The organism is Pseudoruegeria sp. SHC-113 (assembly GCF_025376885.1).
Classification (GTDB): domain Bacteria; phylum Pseudomonadota; class Alphaproteobacteria; order Rhodobacterales; family Rhodobacteraceae; genus Pseudoruegeria.
On the sequence record NZ_JAHUBR010000001.1, the window covers coordinates 2,867,384 to 2,887,818 of the forward strand.

The following is a 20,435-nucleotide window of genomic DNA, read 5'->3' on the forward strand; positions in this document are numbered from 1 at the left end:
GGCGTGCTCCTTTCCCAAGCTGCTTGTAGACATCCTGCCGCGCAATTCGGGCGGTTTTGAGAAGCGCGCCCGGCAATCCCGTGGCGTCATGTTTGCGCTCACAAGCGCGGGGCCGCGCTTGTTTCCCCCTGCCCCGCTGCGGTAGGTAGGCGCAGACGCATCTCAACGGGCCAAAACCATGCAGACCACGCAAACCGTTGCCGAAACCCGCGCCGCCCTGGCCACCTTGCGCGAAGGCGGCAAGCGCCTTGGCCTCGTGCCGACGATGGGTTTTCTGCACGAAGGCCACCTGTCCCTGATCCGCCGCGCCAAGGCCGAGACCGATGTGGTGGCGGTTTCGATCTTCGTGAACCCGACGCAGTTTGGCGACCCAAAGGATCTGGAGAAATACCCGCGCAACACCGAGGGCGATCTGGCGCTTCTGCGCGCCGAAGGGGTGGATCTCGTCTTCATGCCCGAGGTGGCGGACGTTTACTTTGCCGATGCCGAAACCATCGTCGAAACAACGCGGCTCGCCAACATGATGCATGGCGCGGTGCGGCCTGGGCATTTCCGTGGGGTTTCCACCGTTGTGACAATGCTCTTCAACATCATCCAGCCCGATGTGGCGGTGTTTGGAGAGAAGGATTTCCAGCAGCTCGCCGTGATCCGCCGCATGGTGCGCGATCTGCATATGCCGGTGGAGATCATCGGCGGCCCCACCCTGCGGGAGGCGGACGGGCTGGCGATGTCTTCGCGCAACGTGCGGCTTGGCTCAGAGGATCGTGCCGCCGCCGTGGTGCTGAACCGGGCGCTGGATCTGGCCGAGCGCATGGTGCGCGAGGGCACAACCATCGCCGCGCTGAAAGCCGCTGTCGCCGCCCATATCGAGGCCGAACCGCGCGCGCTGCTGCGAGCCGTCGATATCTGCGCGCCCGACAGCCTTGAGGAATTGGCCGGCCCCGTCACCGGCCCCGTCGCCCTGATGATTTCCGCCGAGTTTGGCGGTATCCTGCTGATCGACCAACGCGTCGCCGCTCCCTGAAGCGGTGCGCGCCTGAAAGGAACAAGATGTCCAAGCAAACCCAGATCCGCCGCACCACCGTGCCCCAGATCGCCGCGCGCAAGGGCGGGGAGCCGATCGTGTCGCTCACCTCCTACCACGCGCACACCGCTGCGATCGTGGACCGCCACGCCGATTTCATCCTCGTGGGCGACAGCCTCGGCATGGTGATGCACGGGATGGAAAGCACCGTGGGCGTGCCGCTCGATCTGATGATCATGCATGGCCGCGCCGTGGTGCGCGGCACCAAGAAGGCGCTGATCGTGGTGGATATGCCCTTCGGCACCTACGAGGAAAGCCCCGGCGTGGCCTTCCGAAATGCCGCGAAGATCATGAAGGAAACCCAATGCGGCGCGGTGAAGCTCGAAGGCGGTGCGCGCATGGCTGAAACCATCCGCTTCCTCACCGAACGCGGCATCCCGGTGATGGCCCATATCGGCCTCACCCCGCAAAGCTCCCACGTGATGGGCGGCTTCAAGACGCAAGGGCGCGACGAGGACACCTGGGCGCTGCACGAGGCCGACGCCAAGGCCGTCTCCGACGCCGGGGCCTTCGCCGTTGTGCTTGAAGGCATGGTAGAGCCGCTGGCGGCGAAGATCACCAAGCAGATCCCGATCCCGACCATCGGCATCGGTGCTTCGGTAGAGTGTGACGGGCAGATCCTCGTGCTGGAAGACATGCTGGGCCTGAACGAATGGACGCCGAAATTCGTAAAGGTTTACGGTCAGTTGGGCCCGATGATCGAGCAGGCGGTGGAAACCTACGCCAAGGAAGTGCGCGAACGCAGCTTCCCCACCGAGGATGAAGTCTACCGGTAAAGCGTTTCGGATTTAAGCTGGTACATCTTGCATCGCTTTTCGCGTTCGACCGAAGGGAGAGGCAGCGAAGAAGCGATTCAAAGTCAATCCGAAACGCTCTAGGCGCGCGAAAACGCTCAATCCGTGATAGAATGAGGCCGCCGGACACACGTCTGGCGGTTTTCATTTGTGTATTTTGATCATCACGGGAGGCCCATTATGGCCAAGCTCAAACTCTCCGACGCCGCCGAAACCATGCGCCAGATCTATTACGATCCCGCCGCCGCTGAAGTGCAGGTCAGCCTCGATATCCGCGGTGTGCAGGTTTACTTCCTGAAGAACGGCACACTGGTGATCCCCGGCACCAATGAGTTTTCCGACTGGTTCGAGTTTAATTTCGATGTCTTCGGCACCGAAGGCCACGGGTTCGAAGTGGCCCATGGCGACAGCGGCGCGGTCTGGCATGCGGGGTTTCTGGAACATGCGCAAACCGTGTTCAGCTTCGCCAAACCACTGAAGCCGAAGTTCATCATCGGCCATTCGCTAGGCGCGGCCTCGGCGCAGATTGTCGGCTCCTCGCTGCGCGTGCCGACCGTGGCCTTTGCCTCGCCGCGCACCAACCGGGGCGAAAAGCGCTTCTCCGGCGCAGGCTGGGTGCTCAACATCTGCCGGGTGGACGATACCGTCTGCCACGTGCCGCCGCCTTTCATGGGGTTTCAGCACGTGGGCAGCGTGCGCTGGATGATGCCAGACGAGGCCAACCCGGGGCAGGATCACCGCATCCACGAATATATCGACTGCATGGCGATGGAACAGAACGCCAAGCGCATCGAAAGCCACTGGCCAAGGTAGTACGGCGCCTAAGCAGGTTGCGTGGCCACGCCCGGCACCACCGCCGCCTGCCCGGGCTTCGACTCAACACAGCCCCATTCCTGCAGCCCAAAGCCCGCCATGATCGCCAGCGCCAAGATGATCGCTTTCATATCCATTGCCTCCCGCAATTCGCATGAAAGTGATACGGGCCAGCACGGGCGTTCCGTCGCTGCTTTTCAGGGGCGGTGGCGAGGAAAGGTTACAGCGGGCTGGGGAACTGCGCGTCGGATTCGGCACTGCCCACCTTGTGCCACGCGGCAACGTCCAGTTCATGGCCCAGCTTCACCGAAAGCCCTTTGAAATTCGGGCGCTCAAGGCTCCAGACGAAGAGGTTCTCGCGGTTGGGACCGGAGAAATAATCGATCACGTCCAGATGATGCGCGAACCAATCGCGCCGCCAGGCGTCCAGCACGGCGTGGCGGTGTGGCAAGCCGCGATGCTTGCGGTAGCTTTGCAGGTAAGCGCCCTCGGCATGTCGCGCCCGGCTGCGCAGCCAGGCTTCCACATCGCGCGTGTTGAGAACGAAAAGCGCCTTCGGGTAGGCCGCGTGCAGGGCGCGGAACTCGCGAAATCCCTCGATCAGCCCAGATTCATCCACCTGCTCGATATCGGTAAACACGTCCACCTCGGCCCAGCCCGCTAAGGGACGCCGCCCCGCAGCAAGATCGCTTTGCAGATCGCGCGCAAGCTGGCCGAACTCCCAATGGGCAGCGCGATAGCCGTGGTGTTCCAAAAAACGGCCGATGGCGCGGGTGCCACACCGGTTGAACCCGATCTGGAACACTTTTCGCCTTTGTCCTGACATTTCAAATCTCTTGGGTCTCAATCCGGCACCCTATGCGGCACCTTCCCTAGGGGTACCCTAAACACCGGAAAAGGCAAGGCTTCCCGCCCCGCCTCAGGCCCTAGAGCATCGAGGGCACCACCTGATCCGGCGGGCGGTGGCCGTCTTCAAAGGTCTTGATGTTGATGATCACCTTCTCGCCCATCTCGATGCGGCCCTCTTCGGTGGCCGAGCCCATATGGGGCAGCAGGATCACGTTGGGCAGATCGGCAAGGCGCGGGTTGACCATCTGGCCCTGCTCGTACACGTCGAGCGCCGCGCCGGCGATGTCGCCGGCCCGCAATGCACGCGTCAGGGCGGCTTCGTCCACCACCTCGCCGCGCGAGGTGTTCACAATCACCGCGGTGGGCTTCATCAGCTTCAGCCGCCGCGCGTTCAGCAGGTGGAAGGTGGCCGGCGTATGGGGACAGTTGATCGAGAGGATATCCACCCGGCTGATCATCTGATCGAGGCTCTCCCAATAGGTTGCCTCCAGAGCGGCTTCGGTGTCGCGGTGCAGGCGGCGGCGGTTGTGGTAGTGGATCTGCATCCCAAAGGCCTTGGCGCGTTTGGCAACGGCCTGACCGATCCGGCCCATCCCGAGAATCCCCAGCCGCTTGCCCGCCACCCGGTGGCCGAGCATACCCGTGGGTGCCCAACCGGCCCATTGGCCATCCTGCACCATGCGCACCCCTTCCACGAGGCGGCGCTTGAGCCCGATGATCAGGGCAATGGCCATATCGGCGGTGTCATCGGTCAGAACATCCGGCGTGTTGGACACGAGAATCCCGCGCTGACGCGCGGTCTGCACGTCGATGTGATCCACCCCCGCCCCATAGCTCGCGATCAGCTTCAGCCGCTCGCCCGCCTGCCCCAGCATGCCGCCGTCGATCACATCGGTGATCGTGGGCACGAGCACATCGGCGCGTTTCATCGCCTCGACAAGCTCCTGTTTCGTCATGGGCTTGTCGTCTTCACGCAGTTCCACGTCGAACAATTCCTTCATGCGGGTCTCGACGCTTTCGGGCAACCGTCGCGTCACGACAACACTCAGGCGTTTGGATGGCATTGGCGGCTTCCCTTTTCTTCCAATCGCTCGCGGCTGGTGCCACACTGCCCCCTAGCGACGGCAGGCACAAGAACCTGCCGCAAGGTTTGAGGGTCGGGCGAGCAATTTTATTTCGCCGACAGGGTTGACGTGTGGAGGCAGGATGCGTCTGCGAGCGCGCGCCATTGCAGTGGCGAGTTTGATATCTGTTTTGGCAACCGGCAGCTGGGCCGAAGAGCGTGGCCCCGTGACCAATCTTCCCATCCCCCGTTTCGTCTCGATGAAGGCGTCTGAAGGCAACGTGCGCCGTGGGCCGAGCCTGACGCATCGGATCGACTGGGTGTTCAAGCGGCGCGACATGCCGCTGGAAATCACCGGCGAATACGGCCATTGGCGGCGTGTGCGTGATCGAGATGGCGCCGGCGGCTGGGTGCATTACTCGCTGCTGTCCGGCACGCGGACGGTGATCATCGAACAGGATATGCTCACCTTACGCGCCCGCCCCGATGAACGCAGCCCCGAGACAGTGCAATTCGAGGCCGGTGTCGTGGCGCGGCTGGGCGAATGCACCACCGACTGGTGCCGCCTCTCTGCCGGTGGCTATCGCGGCTGGGCACAGAAGGCCGCCCTTTGGGGCGTGATGCCCGACGAGATCCGCGAGTAAACCGGTCTTGCCGCGCACGGCTGGGCTTTGCTAGGGCTGAAAGCGAACCGACACCCCGGAGCCCGCCCCATGCTTCCAACAGACCGCAGCCGCCTTGGCGCAATGGCGGGCATCGCCTCGACCGGGGTGGCGCTCACACTGGTGCTTCTGAAGCTCTGGGCGCTGGCGGTGACGGGCTCGCTTTCCGTGGCCTCCTCGCTCACGGACAACGCGCTGGATCTCCTTATGAGCCTCGGGGCTTTGGCGGCGATCCTCTACGCGGCACGCCCGCCGGATGAGGATCACGCCTTTGGTCACAGCAGCGCCGAGGATCTGGCCGCACTTGGGCAGGCCGCCTTCATCCTCGTGGCCGCCGCGCTGATTTCCATCGCTGCCATCAGCCGCCTGCTCTCGGGCGATCCGCCCGACATCACGCAGGAGGGCGTAGGGATGGCGATCATTGCGGTGTCGGTCGTTCTCACCCTCGCGCTGGTGTTGTTCCAGCGCTATGTGGTCGCGAAAACCGGCAACCGCGTGGTGGCGGCGGATTCGCTGCATTACCTGTCGGACCTCGTGCCCAATCTCGGGGCCATCGTCGCGCTCTTTGCCGCCTCGCGCTACGGGATGAACCATCTGGACAGCGGCATCGCGCTGGCCACAGCGGCCATGCTGGTGGTGAGCGCGCTGCACATCGGCAAGGGCGCGTGGGACGCGCTGATGGACCGTGCAGCGGACCCGAAGCTGGTGGCGGAAGTGGAAAAGATCGTGGACGGCTGGCCCGGCGTGCAGGGCCACCATGATCTGCGCAGCCGCTCGGCGGGCTCACAGGTCTTCATCAACATGCATATCGAGGTGGACGGTAGCCTGACGCTGTTTGAAGCCCATGAGATCGGCGCCGCCCTGAAGCGCGAGATCTGCACCCGGTTTCCCGAAGTGGATCTGATTATTCACAAGGATCCGGCGCACTAGGGGGCTATCGGAATACACAGCCGGGAAGGCCCCGCCCGGGGTGGGGGCTGAAAGCCCCCGCCTTGGGGGCGGGCGGGGGCTGCCCGGCGTGCCGCCGGGCAAGAGGGCTTATTCCGCCGCGATCAGCCCACGCCCCTTGAGCAGCGCCTCAACGCCGGGCATACGCCCACGGAAACCCGTGTAGAGCGTTTCCGCCTCTTCGGAGCCGCCGGTGGAAAGGATCCGCGCCTCCAACCGCTGCGCGGTGTCGGCATCAAAGGGATCGCCCGCTTCCTCGAAGGCCTCAAACGCATCGGCATCCATCACTTCGCTCCACATGTAGCTGTAGTAGCCCGAGGAGTAGCCGTCGCCTGCGAAGACATGGGCAAACTGCGGCGTGGCGTGGCGCATGCGGATCGCTTTCGGCATGCCGATTTCGGCCAGAACCTCGGCCTGTTTCGCCATCGTGTCCGCCGGGGCCGCCCCTTCGTGGAAGGCCAGATCCACAAGCGCGGACGCCACATATTCCACCGTCGAAAAGCCCATGTCGAAATTCTGCGCCTCCAACAGACGCGCGAGCAGATCGGCAGGCATCGCTTCGCCTGTCTCGGCATGAGTGGCATATTCCGCCAGAACTTCGGGCACCGCCAGCCAGTGCTCGTAGAGCTGGCTCGGCAGCTCCACGAAATCGCGCGCCACGGAGGTGCCGGAGATCGACTCATAGGTCACATCCGACAGCATCTGGTGCAACGCGTGGCCGAACTCGTGAAACAGCGTGCGCGCATCGTCAAACGACAGCAGCGCGGGCTGACCAGCTTCCGGCTTGGCGAAATTGCAGACGTTCACCACGATGGGCCGCACCTCGCCGCCGAGCTTCTTCTGGCTGCGCATCGCCGAGCACCATGCGCCGGAGCGCTTGGAGGCGCGGGCAAAATAATCGCCGATGAACACCGCCATATGGCGGCCATCGCGCAGCACTTCCCAGGCGCGCACGTCGGGGTGGTAAAGCGGCACGTCGAGCGGCTTGAAGGTCAGGCCGAAGAGGCGCGTTGAACAGTCAAACGCCGCCTCGATCATGCGATCAAGCTGCAGGTAGGGCTTGAGCTCGGCCTCATCCAGGTCATGCTCGGCCTTGCGCCGTTTCTCGGCGTAATAGCGCCAGTCCCAGGCTTCCAGATCGCCGTTGATCCCGTCGGCCTGCATCATTGCCTCCAGCACCTGCGCGTCCGCATCTGCCTGCGCCTTGGCCGGGGCCCAGACAGCCATCAGCAGATCGCGCACGGCCTCGGGCGTGCCGGCCATTTCGGTTTCCAGCTTGAAGGCGGCGAAGTTCGGATAGCCCAGAAGCTTGGCGCGCTCCTCGCGCAAGCCCAGTGTTTCCACGGTGAGGGCGCGGTTGTCGGTGTCACCGCCGTTGGCCCCACGGGCGCACCAGGCCTCAAACGCCTTACGGCGCAGCTCCCGGCGGGGGGAAAACTGCAGGAAGGGCACAATGAGTGAGCGCGAGAGCGTGATCACATGGCCCTCCACGCCCTTCTCCTGTGCCGCAGAGCGCGCGGCGGCCAGAAGAAAGCCCGGCAAGCCTTCCAGATCCTCTTCCGCCAGTGCCATATGCCATCCGCTTTCATCGGCCAGAAGGTTCTGGGTGAACTGCGTGCCCAGCACCGCGAGCCGCTCTTTGACATCCCGAAGCCGTTCGGCCTGCGCCCCCTCAAGCTGCGCGCCTGCCCGCACGAAGCTGCGCCGGGTCAGCATCAGCACGCGCGCCTGCTCCGGGGTGAGGCCCAGCGTATCGCGGCGGTCCCAGAGCGCCTCGATCCGCTCAAACAGCGCGCGGTTCATGGTGATCTCGGAGCCATAGGCGGCAAGCTTGGGCGAGAACTCCCGCTGCAGCGCCTGCCGCGCGGGGTTACTGTCGGCGCCGGCGAGATTGTAGAAAGTCCCCAGAACCCGGCTCAAGCCCTCATCGGCCTGCTCCAGCGCCTCGATCGTGTTGGCGAAGCTGGGCGCTTCCGGGTTTTCCGCGATGGCCTTGATCTGGCCACGGGCCTCGGTGAGAGCGGCCTCGAAAGCGGGGGCAAAATCCTCGTCCGATATTTCGGCGAAAGGCGGCAGGCCGAAGGGCGTGGTCCATTGGGTGAGCAGCGGGTTGGACATGGTGGAACTCCTTTGTTGGCAGGCAAGCTAAGCCGCTGCCGGGGGAAGTTCCAGAGCGCGCACGTCGTTTTGAGCAAGGGCTTTGCCGGGTGGCGGCAGACCGCCACCCGCGAAAGGTTACTCCACCGTGATGGTGATCACATCCGACACTACTGGCGGCTCATGGGCCACGTGGAAGGCATCGCCCATCACCAGCTGCAGCGTATGTGTGCCGGGGGGCAGCTCCAGCGTCACCTGCGTCTGCCCGCCGCCGAAATGCTTGTGGTTGTCATCGGCCGGGATCGGCTCCACGCCATCGGCGGCAGCATCGAATGGTGCGCGGTTGAGGAACAGGTGGTGGTGGCCGGTGTTGTCCCACTCCACGCCCGCGGGCGCGACGCCGATGCCCACTGCGCCAAAGGCCACCGTCACGGGGCCAGAAATGGTGTCACCGTCCTTCGGGCTGATGATATACACCTGCGCGCCCTCGGGCGAAGGCGTCTCACCGGCGAAAGCCGGGGCTGCGGCAAGGGCCAAGATGGCCAGAAATTTCTTCATTCTATCCTCCCTTGAAATCCCGGCTCCTCAGGCCGGATAGCGGAAAGATAGCACGCTTGCCTCAGAAGTCGTTAACGTGGCCCTTCTGGCGCAGTTTCTTTTCCAGCTGGCGCAGGGCGAGCGAGAGCGTAATCGTCATGGTCAGATAGATCAGGGCGACGACGTTGTAGGTCTCGAAATAGCGGAAGTTTCCAACAGCGGTGACTTTGCCAAGCTGGGTGATGTCCAGCACGCCCAACACGGAGACGAGCGAAGAATCCTTCACCATGGCGATGAAATCATTGCCCAGCGGCGGCAGGATCGTGCGGATCGCCTGCGGGAAGATGATGAAGCGGAAGCGGTGCCAGCGCGAAAGCCCCAGCGCCTGCGCAGCCTCGATCTGGCCTTCGTCCACCGAAAGCAGCCCGGCCCGGAAGACCTCGCCGATGAAGGCGGAATAGGCGATGGTGAGCGCGATGATGGCGCGCCAGAGGAGGCTGAAATCGCGGGTCCGGATCGGCTCCAGCCCGACAAGCCCGGTGGCCCAGTTCCACAAAGCAACAAGCACGGGCGCGAGCACGAAGGCGACGTAGAGCAGCAGAACGATGATCGGAATGCCGCGGATCACCTCTGTATAGAAGCGCGCGATCTGCCGGATCAGCAGCCAGCGCGAGCCCGCCGCCAGCGCCAAGAGAAGCCCGAGAAGGCTTGCCAGCGTAAACCCAACAATCGTGACGAAAATCGTGATCCCGATGCCCTTGGAGAGTGTTTGAAGGATCTGGCGGTACAGATCATCCGTCACCACCTGGTAAAAGAGGGTGAGGCCAATGGCGGCCACGGCAAGCAGCCACCACGGGAAATCGGGTTTCTTAGGTTTCATGGGTTCTTACAAATCGCCCGGCGGCACGCCGGGCAGCGCCTGCCTGCCCCCCGGCAGGCGCTGCCCTCTGGTGTGCTGAGGTGCGATCAGGCTCATCCGCCGATCTTGTACTCGAGGAACCACTTGGTGTTCAGAGCATCCAGCGTGCCGTCTTCCTTCATGGAAGCAATCGCGGCATTGATCGGCGCGACAAGCTCGGAGCCTTTCGGGAAGATGAAGCCGAAATCCTCAGAGCCCAGCGGCTCGCCGATGATCTTCAGCTTGCCTTCGGAGGCCGCCACATAGCCGTTGGCCGCCGTGCTGTCGGAAAGCACGAGATCCACATCGCCCGTGCGCAGCGCCTGCACGCCGGCACCGAAGGTTTCAAACAGCTTGATGCGCGGGTTGGCCTCATTGCCGTCGAGCACATCGTAAACGCCCACATAGAACGGGGTGGTGCCCGGCTGGGCGGCCATCAGCAGATCTTCATTGGCGGCAAAGCTTGCCGCATCGGTGAAGCGTTCTTCATCGGCAGCCACGATCATCAGCATTTCCGAGCGCATGTAGGGGGCGGAGAAATCCACCATCTCGGCACGATCCTCGCGGATGGTGATGCCGGTCATGCCCAGATCATACTGGCCTTCGGAAACGGCGGGGATCATCGCGTCCCAGCTGATGTTCTCATAGGTCACGGTGGCGTTCAGACGTTTGGCGATCTCGGCCATCGCGTCATATTCCCAGCCCACGGCCTCGCCCGAGCCCGGCTCGACGAACTGAAGCGGCGGGTAGGCGTTTTCGGTGACAACGACGATCTCCTGACCGCCCAGATCGGGCAGATCGGCGGCGGAGGCGAACGTGGCGAGCGACGCGAAAGCGGCGGCCAGAACAGGTTTGACGGCAGACATCATGGCAGACATGGGGAACTCCTGCTGGGGTGTGATTGGGTGCGAACCTAGTGCCGAAGCCCCCCGCCCCGCAAGCGCTATCCCTGCGCGCAGCAGGGGCAACCGGCGCGTTTCTTCACGGTAATGCTGCGCGTTTCAGCATAAAGCGCGTCATAGATCATCAAGCGGCCCCGCAAGCCCTCGCCCGCGCCCGCAATCTCCTTCACTGCCTCGACCGCCATCATCGCCCCGATGACGCCGGGCAGCGGGCCAAGCACCCCTGCGGCAGCGCAGGAGGGCGCAAGCTCTGGCGCGGGGGCCTCAGGAAAGACGCATTGATAACAGGGCGCGCCGCGCGCCGGATCAAACAGGCTGATCTGCCCTTCCCATTGCGTCAACGCGCCAGAAATCAACGGCTTGCCCAGCGCGACGCAGGTTTGGTTGACCAGATAGCGCGTCTCGAAGTTGTCGGTGCCGTCGAGCACGAGGTCATACTCGGCGAAAAGCTCCGGCGCGATCTCTGCGGTGAGGCGGCGGTTGTAGGGTTTCACCGTGATATGCGGGTTCTGCGCCAGCATCGCGGCCTCGGCAGAGAACACCTTGGGCGTGCCGATACGGCCATCGGTGTGCAGCACCTGCCGCTGGAGGTTTGAGTTGTCCACCGTGTCGGCATCGATCACGCCAATGGTGCCGACGCCCGCCGCCGCCAGATAGAGCAGCGCGGGCGAGCCCAGCCCCCCGGCCCCGATCACCAGCACACGCGCATCCTTCAGGCGCTTCTGCCCTGGGCCACCCAGCTCGCGCAGCACGATGTGGCGGGCGTAGCGGTCCAGCTCGGTGTCCGAAAACGGCCCCGCCTGCGCCGCCACAGCCTCGGCCACCTCGGCTTGGCGGCCGTCATGGCGGCCCCTAAGGCGGATCAGAAGGGCGCGGTAGGCGAAGATCAACACGCCCACGCCGCCCAGGATCAGCCAGTTCGCCACCGAGCCGCCGGTGTTCATCCGCAGCGGTGCATCGGCGGGCAGCGTCAGGTGGATCAAGATCATGGCCAGGTAGATCACCGCGATCAGCGCCAGCCGCAGCTTGCGCGGCGCGCCCATGAAATGCCCGGTGACCCAGACAACGGCCATGACAAAGAGGATATTGCCCATCGCCTAGCCGCGCCCGGTGGAGCCAAAGCCGCCAGCGCCCCGCGCCGTCTCGCTTAAGGCATCTGCCAGTTCAAAACGCGCCTGCACCACGGGGGCCACGATCATCTGCGCGATCCTGTCGCCATGCTGCACCGTGAACGCCTCCTGCCCGGCGTTGAGCAGGATCACCCCAAGGGGGCCGCGATAATCGCTGTCGATGGTGCCCGGCGTGTTGGGCAGGGTAATCCCATGCTTGAGCGCAAGGCCCGAGCGCGGACGGATCTGCACCTCGAAGCCGGCCGGGATCTCCAGCCGCAGCCCGGTGGAAATGAGCGCCCGTTCACCGGGGGCGAGCGTCACGGCTGCCTTGCCCGGAAGATCTGCACGCAGATCTGCCCCGGCGGCCCCGGCGGTTTCATAGGCAGGAAGCGGCAGGCTGCGGTCTGCATCTTCGGTGTGGGAGATGCGGATCACCGGTGTCATGCCAGCGCGTCCGCGATTTCCTGCGCCAGACGGTTGGCGACCTGATCCTTGCCCATGCGCGGCCAGCTGTCGGCCCCGTCTGCCCGGATCAGCGTCACCGCGTTTTCGCTGCCGCCCATGATGCCGGTTTCCGGCGACACATCATTGGCCACGATCCAGTCGCACCCCTTGCGCGCCCGCTTGGCGGTCGCATGGGCCAACACGTCGTCGGTCTCGGCGGCAAAGCCCACCACCAGCGCCGGGCGGCCCGTTTTCATCTGGCTCACACCGGCGAGGATGTCGGGGTTTTCGGCAAATTCCAGCACCGGAAGCCCGCCCTTGCCGTCTTTCTTGATCTTGGACGCGCTTTCGCTGGCCACCCGCCAATCGGCCACGGCGGCGGCGAAGATGGCGGCGTCGGCTGGCAGCGCAGCCTCCACGGCCTCTTTCATCTGGCGGGCGGTTTCCACCTGCACCAGCCGCACGCCCTGCGGCGGCGGCACATCAGCGGGGCCGGTGACAAAGGTCACATCCGCGCCCAGCGCCACCAGCGCGCGCGCCAGAGCCGTGCCTTGCGCGCCCGAGGAGCGGTTGGCGATGTAGCGCACCGGGTCAATCGGCTCATGGGTGGGGCCGGAAGTCACCAGCACGTGCTTGCCCTTCAGCGGCCCCTCTTTCAGGGCGGTCTCAATGGCGGCGACGATCTCCAGCGGTTCCGCCATGCGGCCGGGGCCATATTCGCCGCAGGCCATGTCCCCCTTGTTGGGGCCGACCGTCAGAATGCCATCGGTTTCAAGGGTTTCCAGATTGCGCTGGGTGGCGGGGTGCTCCCACATGCGCACGTTCATCGCGGGCGCGATGAGCACGCGCTTGTCGGTGGCCATGAGCAGCGTGGAGGCCAGATCATTGGCGTGGCCGCCCGCCATTTTGGCCATCAGATCGGCCGTGGCCGGGGCGACAACCACCAGATCGGCGGCGCGCGAGAGCTCGATATGGCCCATCTCGGCCTCATCCGTCAGATCAAACAGATCGCGGAAAACCTTCTGGCCGGCCAATGCAGATGTGGAAAGCGGGGTCACGAATTCCTCGGCAGCGCGCGTGAGAACCGGCGTCACGGTTGCGCCGCGTTCACGCAGGCGGCGGATCAGATCGAGGGATTTGAAGGCGGCGATCCCGCCCCCGATGATCAGCAAAATCCGTTTGCCTGCCAGCATCTTCACGCCCGCTCTTGTTGCAACCGGTTCAGGTGTAGGCCCCCGCGCACCCGCTGGCAAGGGGAGCCGGGGTGCGGGGCGCGCAGGGGGCTACTGGGGGGAGCGGATCAGTTCAGATAGGCCAGCACCTGCGGGCTTTGATCGGCCATATGCTTGCGCATCTTGTCAAACGCGATGCTTTCGAGCTGGCGCACACGTTCCTTGGAAAGCCCAAGTTCCTCGCCAAGGCTCTGCAGAGTGCGCGGATCTTCCTGCAGCTTGCGGGCCTGCACGATGAAGCGCTCGCGCTCATTCAGGGTGCTCAGCGCATCTGCGATCCATTGGCTCATGGTGGCGCTGTCGTGCATGTCTTCCACCTGCTCAGCAGCTTGCGGGCCATCATCCTCCAAGGCCTCAATCCACTCGCGGCCCTCTTCGTCGGAAGATTGCTGCGCGTTGAGCGAGAAATCAGAGCCCGCAAGGCGGCCCGACATCATCTGCACATCGGCCAGCGGTACGCCGATCTCGGTGGCGATCATCTGTTGGATCTGGAACGCGTCCAGATGCTCACCATTTGCCCCTGCCTCGCGCTCAAGCCGGGCCTGCACACGTTTCATGTTGAAAAACAGGGACTTCTGGCTCGCCGTGGTACCAGTGCGCACCATGGACCAGTTGCGCATCACGTAGTCCTGGATCGACGCTTTGATCCACCACACAGCGTAGGTGGAGAAACGCACGCCGCGATCGGGATCAAATTTGTCCGCCGCTTTCATCAGGCCAAGGCTCGCTTCCTGAATGAGGTCATTCATGGGCGCGCCATAGCGGCGGAATTTGCTGGCCATGGAAATCGCCAGCCGCATGTAGGCGGTGACAAGGCGGTGCAGCGCGGCTTCGTCGCGGTGATCGCGCCACGCGTAAGCAAGTTGAAGTTCGGTTTCCGCGTCCAGAAGTTCGGCCTTCATGGCCTGGCGCGGCATGGACATTGTGCTCGTCATGTCTTTCGGCATTCTCGACCTCCCAGGTGCGAAACAGCGGATCGGATCTTTCGCCTTTTTCCTGATCAGTGTTACGCAAGGGCTAAAGGTTTGGATCACAACAAGGCGTTAAGAATGATGCAGCCAAAGCGGAGTTTCGTGATCGGCGGGGCCAGCAGCGGGAAATCGTCCTGGGCGGAAACCCATGCAAAACAATTGGATGCAAGGCCCTTCTACATCGCCACGGCGCAGGCATTTGATGCGGAAATGCGCGAAAAAATTTATGCGCATCAGAAACAACGCGGCGCGGCGTGGGACACGATCGAAGCGCCGCTGCAGGTGGCTGAAGCGCTTGGTACCCTGCCCGCCGGACGTGCCGCGCTGCTGGATTGCGCCACACTCTGGCTCACCAACCACCTGCTCGCCGAGCATGATCTGGAAGCCGAGGAAGCTGCACTTCTGGCCGCCATCAGCGCCTGCAAGGCGGATCTTGTGATCGTCAGCAATGAAGTGGGCGGAGGGATTGTGCCCGAGAACGCGCTCTCCCGGCGGTTCCGTGCGGCGCAGGGGCGGCTGAACCAGAAGCTGGCCGCACAAGCGAGCGTCGTGGTGACGGTGATCGCGGGCCTGCCGCTCGCGCTGAAAGGCCAGTTGCCATGATCCGCTTTTGGTGGGTGCGCCACGGCCCGACCCATGAAACCGCCTTCACCGGCTGGCGCGACGTCCCGGCCGATCTGTCCGACACCGCCCTGATCGCCCGCGTGTCCGAAGCCCTGCCTGAGGGGGCCCCCGTGATCTCCTCCGATCTGCGCCGCGCGGTCGACACCGCCACCGCCATCGCCGGCACCCGCCCGCGCCTGCCCCACCGCGCAGGCCTGCGCGAGTTCGATTTCGGCGCATGGGACGGCAAACACTGGCGCGAGGTCGCCGAGAGCCACCCGGAGCTTTCCCGCCGCTACTGGGAAGAACCCGGCGAAGCCGCCCCTCCGGGTGGGGAAAGCTGGAACACCGCCGCGCGCCGCATCCGCACCGAGATCGACGCGCTCTGCGCCGCGCCTCCTGCCGCCGACATCATCCTCGTGGCACATTTCGGCACCATCCTGACGCAAGTGCAGCGCGGCCTTGGCGTGAGCGCATACGAGGCATTGGCGCACAGGATCGACAACCTTTCCATCACGCGGATCGACGTTGATGAAGGCCAATGGAGCGCCCCGCTGATCAATCACGTTCCGTGATATCCACCAGCAAAAACATTCGCTTTCCTCATGCGCGCGCCCCGCTTAGCCTTGCGCCATGACCTATGACCTCGCTCTCGCCGATCGTTCCTATTCCAGCTGGTCCCTGCGTGGATGGCTGCTGTTCGAGAAATTCAACATCCCCGTGCGGACCCGCTTCGCCCGGCTCTACACCGAGGCTTTCCCGGCCATGATGGCCGATTTTGCCCCCGCCCGCACGGTGCCTGCGCTGCGCACACCCGGCGGCACGGTGATCCCGGAGTCGCTCGCCATCGCGGAGGAGCTCGCGAGCCGCCACCCGGACGCGGGCCTGCTGCCCGCTGATCCGACAAAACGCGCCGTCGCCCGTGCCTTGATGGCCGAGATGCACGCCGGGTTCACCGCCCTGCGCTCCGCCTGCCCGATGAACATGCGCGTGTCTTATCAAGGCTTTGAGCCGGATGAAGCCGTGCAAAAAGACCTGCGCCGCCTTGAGGAGATCTGGGCCTGGGCGAGGGAGGCCACCGGCAGTGAAGGCCCCTGGCTCTGCGGCGACTACTGCGCGGCAGATGCGTTTTTCGCCCCCGTGGCGGCGCGCGTGGCGGGCTACGGGCTGAAAATCGCCCCAGCGGCGCAAAGCTATGTGGAAGCGCATCTTGCCGACCCGGCCTTCCGCCGCTGGCGCGCCATGGGGCTGGTGGATGGCGAACCGCAGGCGTTCTACAAACGCGATTTCGCGCTGGTGCCCTGGCCCGGCCCCACGCCCCTGCCCGCCCGCGCGGTTGCAGGAAGCGAGGCGGAAAACAGCGCCTGCCCCTACTCCGGCAAACCTGTGACCCACGTGCTGGAACTCGATGGCCGCCGTTTCGGGTTCTGCAACGCTTTCTGCCGCGACAAGACCGTCGCCGATGCCGAAGCCTGGCCGGCCTTCCTCGATCTTTACCATTCCTAAACCAAGCGCCCGTTAACCCTTGATACAGGGTTAACGGCCCGCCCTTTGGCGGCGGGCGAAAGGCGGCGGATGGTGGCTCAGACCTATACAGTGGCCTTCGAGGGCATCGATGCGCGGATGGTGGAGGTGCAATGCGCCGTCACCCCCGGCATGCCCGCCTTTTCCGTGGTCGGCCTGCCGGACAAGGCTGTTTCCGAGGCGCGCGACCGTCTGCGCGCCGCGCTCTCGGCCATGTCCATCGCGCTGCCGAACCGGCGCATCACCATCAACCTGTCGCCGGCGGATCTGCCAAAGGAGGGCTCCCATTTCGATCTGCCCATCGCGCTCGCGCTGTTGGCCGCGCTCGACATCCTGCCGCGCGAAGAGATCGAAAACACTGTTTCGCTGGGCGAGCTGTCGCTGGACGGCACGCTGGTGCCCGTGATCGGCGCCCTGCCCGCCGCCATGGCCGCCGCCGAGGAAGAGCGCACGCTTGTCTGCCCCAGGGCCTGCGGGCCTGAGGCGGCCTGGGCCGGCGAAACCCCGGTGATCGCGGCCGAAAACCTTGGCGCGCTCGTGGCCCATTTCACCGGGCAGAAGGCCATCGCGGCCAGCGCCCCCGGTGAGGTGACAGGCACGGCCTACACGCGGGATTTTCGCGAGGTGAAGGGGCAGGAACGCGCCAAACGCGCGCTGGAGATCGCCGCCGCGGGGCGCCACCACGTGCTGCTCGTCGGCCCGCCGGGCTCGGGCAAATCCATGCTCGCCGCCCGCCTGCCTGGGATTCTGCCCGCCTTGAGCCCGGCCGAAGCGCTGGAAACCTCGATGATCCACTCGCTCGCGGGGCTCCTGCGGGAGGGCGGCATCTCCCGTGAACGCCCGTTCTGCGAACCGCATCACACCGCCTCGATGGCCGCCATCGTGGGCGGTGGCAAGGGTGCGAAGCCGGGGCAGATCTCGCTGGCACACAATGGCGTGCTGTTTCTGGACGAGTTCCCGGAGTTCTCCCGGCAGGTGCTGGAAACCCTGCGCCAGCCGATCGAAACCGGCCATGTGGTGGTAGCCCGCGCCAATGCCCATGTGCGCTACCCCTGCCGTTTTCTGCTGGTGGCCGCCGCCAATCCCTGCCGCTGCGGCCATATGAGCGACCCGGCCCGCGCCTGCGCGCGCGTGCCCCTCTGCGGCGCAGAGTACATGGGCCGGATCTCCGGCCCGCTGATGGATCGGTTCGATCTGCGCATCGAAGTGCCGCCCGTCAGCTACCGCGATCTTGACCTGCCGGACGCGGGCGAAGGCAGCGCCGAGGTTGCCGCGCGGGTGGCCGCCGCGCGGCAGGTGCAAGCGGCGCGGTTTGCGGAGGCAGAAGGCGTGCGGGTGAACGCCGATGCGGAAGGGGCGCTGCTGGAGGCCGTGGCCACGCCGGATTCCGCCGGCAAGGAGATGCTGGCCAAGGCGGCCGAACGTTTCGGCCTCACCGCACGCGGCTATCACCGCGTGCTGCGCGTGGCCCGCACCATCGCCGATCTGGACGGAAGCGCAGCCGTGGGCCGCATCCATGTGGCCGAAGCGCTGAGTTTCCGGCTCAGCGCGTCCGAGACCGCCTAGGCGCGTTTGGCCTCGATGGCCTGCCAGATCTTTTCGGCGATATTCACCCCGTCAAACCGCTCCAGTTCCTGAATGCCGGTGGGCGAGGTCACGTTGATCTCCGTCATGTAGTCGCCGATCACGTCGATCCCGACGAAGATCAGCCCCTTCTCCTTCAGGGCCGGGCCAATGGCGGCGCAAATCTCCAGATCGCGCTCGGTCAGGCCGATCTTCTCGGGCCGTCCGCCCACATGCATGTTGGAACGCGTCTCCCCAGCCGCAGGCACCCGGTTGATCGCGCCCACGGGCTCGCCATCCACGAGAATCACCCGCTTGTCGCCGTTTGACACATCCGGCAGGAACTTCTGTGCTATGAGGGGCTCGCGATTGATGCCGGAGAACAGCTCGTGCAGCGAGGCGAGGTTGCGATCGTTGGGATCAAGGCGGAACACGCCTGCGCCGCCGTTGCCGTAAAGCGGCTTGAGGATGATGTCGCCATGCTCGGCCTTGAAGGCGCGGATCGTGTCCAGATCGCGGGCGATCAGCGTTGGCGGCGTGTAGTCGGCGAATTGCAGCACCATCAGCTTTTCCGGGCAGTTGCGCACCCAGAAGGGATCGTTCACCACCAGCGTTTGCGGATGGATCATCTCCAGCAGATGGGTGGTGGTGATATAGCCCATGTCAAAGGGCGGATCCTGCCGCAGCCAGACGACATCGTACGTCGAAAGATCCACCTCCTGTTCGTCGCCCAGCGTGAAATGGTTGCCCTTTTCGCGGCGGACCGTCAGCGGCCAGCCCTTGGCCAGAACCCGCCCTTCGCGGAAGCTCAGACGGTCCGGCGTGTAGTAAAACAGGCTATGCCCGCGCGCCTGCGCCTCTTCCGCGATGCGAAAGGTGCTGTCCGCATCGATATTGATCGGCGCGATCGGATCCATCTGAATGGCAACTCTGAGCGACATGGCTAATCTCCTTTCGCACCTACATGGCGAAAGGCGGATGCCGGATCAATGGCGATTGGCGCAATTCACCAAACCGCGATGGTTCAACCTATTGCCCCACTCAGGCCCACATGCCGGCATTCTCGATCACCTCGATTTCGCCAGCCGCATTCACCAGCGCCAGATCGATGCGCATTGGCGTGAGGAGCCCTGCCGGTTCCCCGGCGAGGAATTCTTCCGCTGCGGCCATGATGCGCTGCAGCTGCCGCCGCCCCAGCCGCTGCGCCGCCTGCGCATGCGTGGTGCTTTTCTTGACTTCGATGAACACAAGCTCGCCGTTCTGGCTGGCGATCAGATCCACTTCGCCGCCCCGCCCCCGCCAACGCTGGTGGCGCATCTGGGCACCCCTCGCGCTGTAGTAGCGTTCCACCGCGCCTTCGGCGGCAAGCCCTGCGTGATAATTGAGCTGCTGACGGATCGCTTTCATGACCAGAACTCCCATCGAGTAGGAAAACTCTAGCGCCAAGGAATTTCTCGGTGGTTAACGGCTCAGGGAAAGCGCTTGCTGATAGACGTCGCGCCGTTTCAGCCCATAGGCCTCGGCCACCATGGCCGCGGCATCTTTCACCGAAAGTGTCTCAAGCGCGCGGCGCAGGGCGGTTTCGACGTCTGCCTCTTCCATCGCAGCCTCTCCGGCGCGATCCACCAGCACAACCACCTCGCCTTTCGCGCCAGACGCCGCGTAGTGATCGGCCAGTTCGGCAAGGCTCGCGCGCCGAACCTCTTCGAATTTCTTCGTCAACTCGCGGCACACGGCCGCCTGCCGCCCGCCGCCCAACACCTGCGCCATATCCGCGAGGCTGGCCGCAAGCCGCTTCGGGGATTCGTAGAACACAAGCGTCGCTTGCACGTCCGCGCAGGCCTCCAGCGCGGCGCGGCGGGCGCCGCTGCTGTTTGGCTGGAAGCCGGCGAAATAGAAGTGATCGGTCGGCAGGCCCGCGATGGTGAGCGCGGTGATCGCTGCTGAAGGGCCCGGCGCGCTTGTCACCAGATGGCCCGCCTCCAGCGCCTCGCGCGAAAGGCTGTAGCCCGGATCCGCCACCAGCGGCGTGCCTGCTTCCGAGGCATAGGCCACCGATTTGCCCTCCGCCAGCGCGCGCATCAGCCGGGGGCGTGCGGCGTCACCGTTGTGATCGTGGTAGGCGATCACCGGGCGCTCGCCCAGCGGCACGCCGTGGATGTCCAGCAGTTTGCGCAGGGTGCGCGTGTCTTCGGCGGCGATCACATCGGCGCTCGCCAGCACGTCAAGCGCGCGCAGGGTGATGTCGCGCGCCGAGCCGATCGGCGTGGCCACGAAATACAGCCCCGCGGGCAGCGGGCGGATCTGATAATTCATGGGCACCCTTCTTGCGTCCGTTT

Annotated in this window: 23 protein-coding genes; 9 read left to right on the forward strand and 14 right to left on the reverse strand. The window is 64.8% G+C overall.

What is annotated here, in order from left to right:
• The first annotated feature begins 178 nt into the window (after window positions 1-178).
• The 3 genes from panC to KVX96_RS14040 all read left to right on the forward strand — a co-directional run bounded on the left by panC (window position 179) and on the right by KVX96_RS14040 (window position 2,691).
• Window positions 179-1,024, forward strand: a complete 846-nt coding sequence (panC, locus tag KVX96_RS14030) for a pantoate--beta-alanine ligase (RefSeq protein ID WP_261195161.1) — start codon at window positions 179-181, stop codon at window positions 1,022-1,024.
• A 26-nt stretch (window positions 1,025-1,050) separates the two neighbouring features.
• Window positions 1,051-1,860: a 3-methyl-2-oxobutanoate hydroxymethyltransferase gene (gene panB, locus KVX96_RS14035; protein ID WP_261195162.1), complete on the forward strand. Its 810-nt coding sequence runs from the start codon at window positions 1,051-1,053 to the stop codon at window positions 1,858-1,860.
• 198 nt (window positions 1,861-2,058) lie between these two features.
• Entirely contained in the window at window positions 2,059-2,691 is a 633-nt protein-coding gene (locus KVX96_RS14040; protein WP_261195164.1) for a hypothetical protein, read from the forward strand.
• Between the two features lie 8 nt (window positions 2,692-2,699).
• Here KVX96_RS14040 and KVX96_RS14045 read toward each other — a convergent pair whose 3' ends face one another.
• From KVX96_RS14045 to KVX96_RS14055, 3 genes are all read right to left on the reverse strand, one after another.
• Entirely contained in the window at window positions 2,700-2,822 is a 123-nt protein-coding gene (locus KVX96_RS14045) for a hypothetical protein (protein ID WP_261195165.1), read from the reverse strand.
• Between the two features lie 89 nt (window positions 2,823-2,911).
• Window positions 2,912-3,496 (reverse strand): sulfotransferase, encoded by a 585-nt coding sequence (locus tag KVX96_RS14050; protein WP_261195166.1) that lies wholly within the window; start codon window positions 3,494-3,496, stop codon window positions 2,912-2,914.
• Window positions 3,497-3,617: 121 nt separating this feature from the next.
• Window positions 3,618-4,604, reverse strand: a complete 987-nt coding sequence (locus KVX96_RS14055; RefSeq protein ID WP_261195167.1) for a 2-hydroxyacid dehydrogenase — start codon at window positions 4,602-4,604, stop codon at window positions 3,618-3,620.
• A 142-nt stretch (window positions 4,605-4,746) separates the two neighbouring features.
• Between KVX96_RS14055 and KVX96_RS14060 the strand changes: the two genes are divergently transcribed.
• On the forward strand, window positions 4,747-5,247 hold the full coding sequence (locus KVX96_RS14060) for an SH3 domain-containing protein (protein ID WP_261195168.1): 501 nt from the start codon (window positions 4,747-4,749) through the stop codon (window positions 5,245-5,247).
• A 69-nt stretch (window positions 5,248-5,316) separates the two neighbouring features.
• Entirely contained in the window at window positions 5,317-6,195 is an 879-nt protein-coding gene (locus KVX96_RS14065; protein WP_261195169.1) for a cation diffusion facilitator family transporter, read from the forward strand.
• 108 nt (window positions 6,196-6,303) lie between these two features.
• On the opposite strand, the gene KVX96_RS14070 is transcribed toward KVX96_RS14065, so the two are convergent.
• From KVX96_RS14070 to KVX96_RS14105, 8 genes are all read right to left on the reverse strand, one after another.
• Window positions 6,304-8,331: a M3 family metallopeptidase gene (locus tag KVX96_RS14070; protein WP_261195170.1), complete on the reverse strand. Its 2,028-nt coding sequence runs from the start codon at window positions 8,329-8,331 to the stop codon at window positions 6,304-6,306.
• A 117-nt stretch (window positions 8,332-8,448) separates the two neighbouring features.
• Window positions 8,449-8,868 (reverse strand): DUF4399 domain-containing protein, encoded by a 420-nt coding sequence (locus tag KVX96_RS14075; RefSeq protein ID WP_261195171.1) that lies wholly within the window; start codon window positions 8,866-8,868, stop codon window positions 8,449-8,451.
• A 61-nt stretch (window positions 8,869-8,929) separates the two neighbouring features.
• A complete protein-coding gene (locus KVX96_RS14080) occupies window positions 8,930-9,727 on the reverse strand; it encodes an amino acid ABC transporter permease (RefSeq protein WP_261195172.1) in 798 nt (265 codons plus the stop codon).
• Window positions 9,728-9,819: 92 nt separating this feature from the next.
• Window positions 9,820-10,614, reverse strand: a complete 795-nt coding sequence (locus KVX96_RS14085) for a transporter substrate-binding domain-containing protein (protein WP_409977128.1) — start codon at window positions 10,612-10,614, stop codon at window positions 9,820-9,822.
• 74 nt (window positions 10,615-10,688) lie between these two features.
• On the reverse strand, window positions 10,689-11,741 hold the full coding sequence (locus KVX96_RS14090) for a HesA/MoeB/ThiF family protein (protein ID WP_261195174.1): 1,053 nt from the start codon (window positions 11,739-11,741) through the stop codon (window positions 10,689-10,691).
• A gap of 3 nt (window positions 11,742-11,744) precedes the next feature.
• Window positions 11,745-12,203: a dUTP diphosphatase gene (dut, locus tag KVX96_RS14095; protein WP_261195175.1), complete on the reverse strand. Its 459-nt coding sequence runs from the start codon at window positions 12,201-12,203 to the stop codon at window positions 11,745-11,747.
• Window positions 12,200-13,396: a bifunctional phosphopantothenoylcysteine decarboxylase/phosphopantothenate--cysteine ligase CoaBC gene (coaBC, locus tag KVX96_RS14100; protein ID WP_261195461.1), complete on the reverse strand. Its 1,197-nt coding sequence runs from the start codon at window positions 13,394-13,396 to the stop codon at window positions 12,200-12,202. The genes dut and coaBC overlap by 4 nt, the downstream gene beginning before the upstream one ends.
• A gap of 107 nt (window positions 13,397-13,503) precedes the next feature.
• Window positions 13,504-14,382 carry an RNA polymerase factor sigma-32 gene (locus tag KVX96_RS14105; RefSeq protein WP_409977109.1) on the reverse strand — a complete coding sequence of 293 codons (879 nt, stop codon included), beginning with the start codon at window positions 14,380-14,382 and terminating at the stop codon, window positions 13,504-13,506.
• 102 nt (window positions 14,383-14,484) lie between these two features.
• On the opposite strand from KVX96_RS14105, the gene cobU reads away from it, so the two are divergent.
• The 4 genes from cobU (at window position 14,485) to KVX96_RS14125 (ending at window position 18,099) form a co-directional block, all read left to right on the forward strand.
• A complete protein-coding gene (gene cobU / locus KVX96_RS14110) occupies window positions 14,485-15,009 on the forward strand; it encodes a bifunctional adenosylcobinamide kinase/adenosylcobinamide-phosphate guanylyltransferase (RefSeq protein ID WP_261195177.1) in 525 nt (174 codons plus the stop codon).
• The gene (locus tag KVX96_RS14115; RefSeq protein ID WP_261195178.1) at window positions 15,006-15,584 is read left to right on the forward strand and encodes a histidine phosphatase family protein; all 579 of its coding nucleotides are present in this window, start codon (window positions 15,006-15,008) and stop codon (window positions 15,582-15,584) included. Before cobU ends, KVX96_RS14115 begins: the two co-directional genes overlap by 4 nt.
• 58 nt (window positions 15,585-15,642) lie before the next feature.
• Window positions 15,643-16,515 carry a glutathione S-transferase gene (locus KVX96_RS14120; RefSeq protein ID WP_261195179.1) on the forward strand — a complete coding sequence of 291 codons (873 nt, stop codon included), beginning with the start codon at window positions 15,643-15,645 and terminating at the stop codon, window positions 16,513-16,515.
• A 69-nt stretch (window positions 16,516-16,584) separates the two neighbouring features.
• Window positions 16,585-18,099: a YifB family Mg chelatase-like AAA ATPase gene (locus tag KVX96_RS14125; RefSeq protein WP_261195180.1), complete on the forward strand. Its 1,515-nt coding sequence runs from the start codon at window positions 16,585-16,587 to the stop codon at window positions 18,097-18,099.
• Here KVX96_RS14125 and gshB read toward each other — a convergent pair.
• From gshB to rsmI, 3 genes are all read right to left on the reverse strand, one after another.
• On the reverse strand, window positions 18,096-19,037 hold the full coding sequence (gene gshB / locus KVX96_RS14130) for a glutathione synthase (protein ID WP_261195181.1): 942 nt from the start codon (window positions 19,035-19,037) through the stop codon (window positions 18,096-18,098). The genes KVX96_RS14125 and gshB overlap by 4 nt on opposite strands.
• A 100-nt stretch (window positions 19,038-19,137) precedes the next feature.
• Complete coding sequence (locus KVX96_RS14135) at window positions 19,138-19,494, reverse strand: YraN family protein (protein WP_261195462.1); 357 nt, start codon at window positions 19,492-19,494, stop codon at window positions 19,138-19,140.
• A gap of 63 nt (window positions 19,495-19,557) precedes the next feature.
• Window positions 19,558-20,412, reverse strand: coding sequence for a 16S rRNA (cytidine(1402)-2'-O)-methyltransferase (gene rsmI, locus KVX96_RS14140; protein WP_261195182.1), 855 nt, complete (start codon window positions 20,410-20,412; stop codon window positions 19,558-19,560).
• Between the last annotated feature and the right edge of the window lie 23 nt (window positions 20,413-20,435).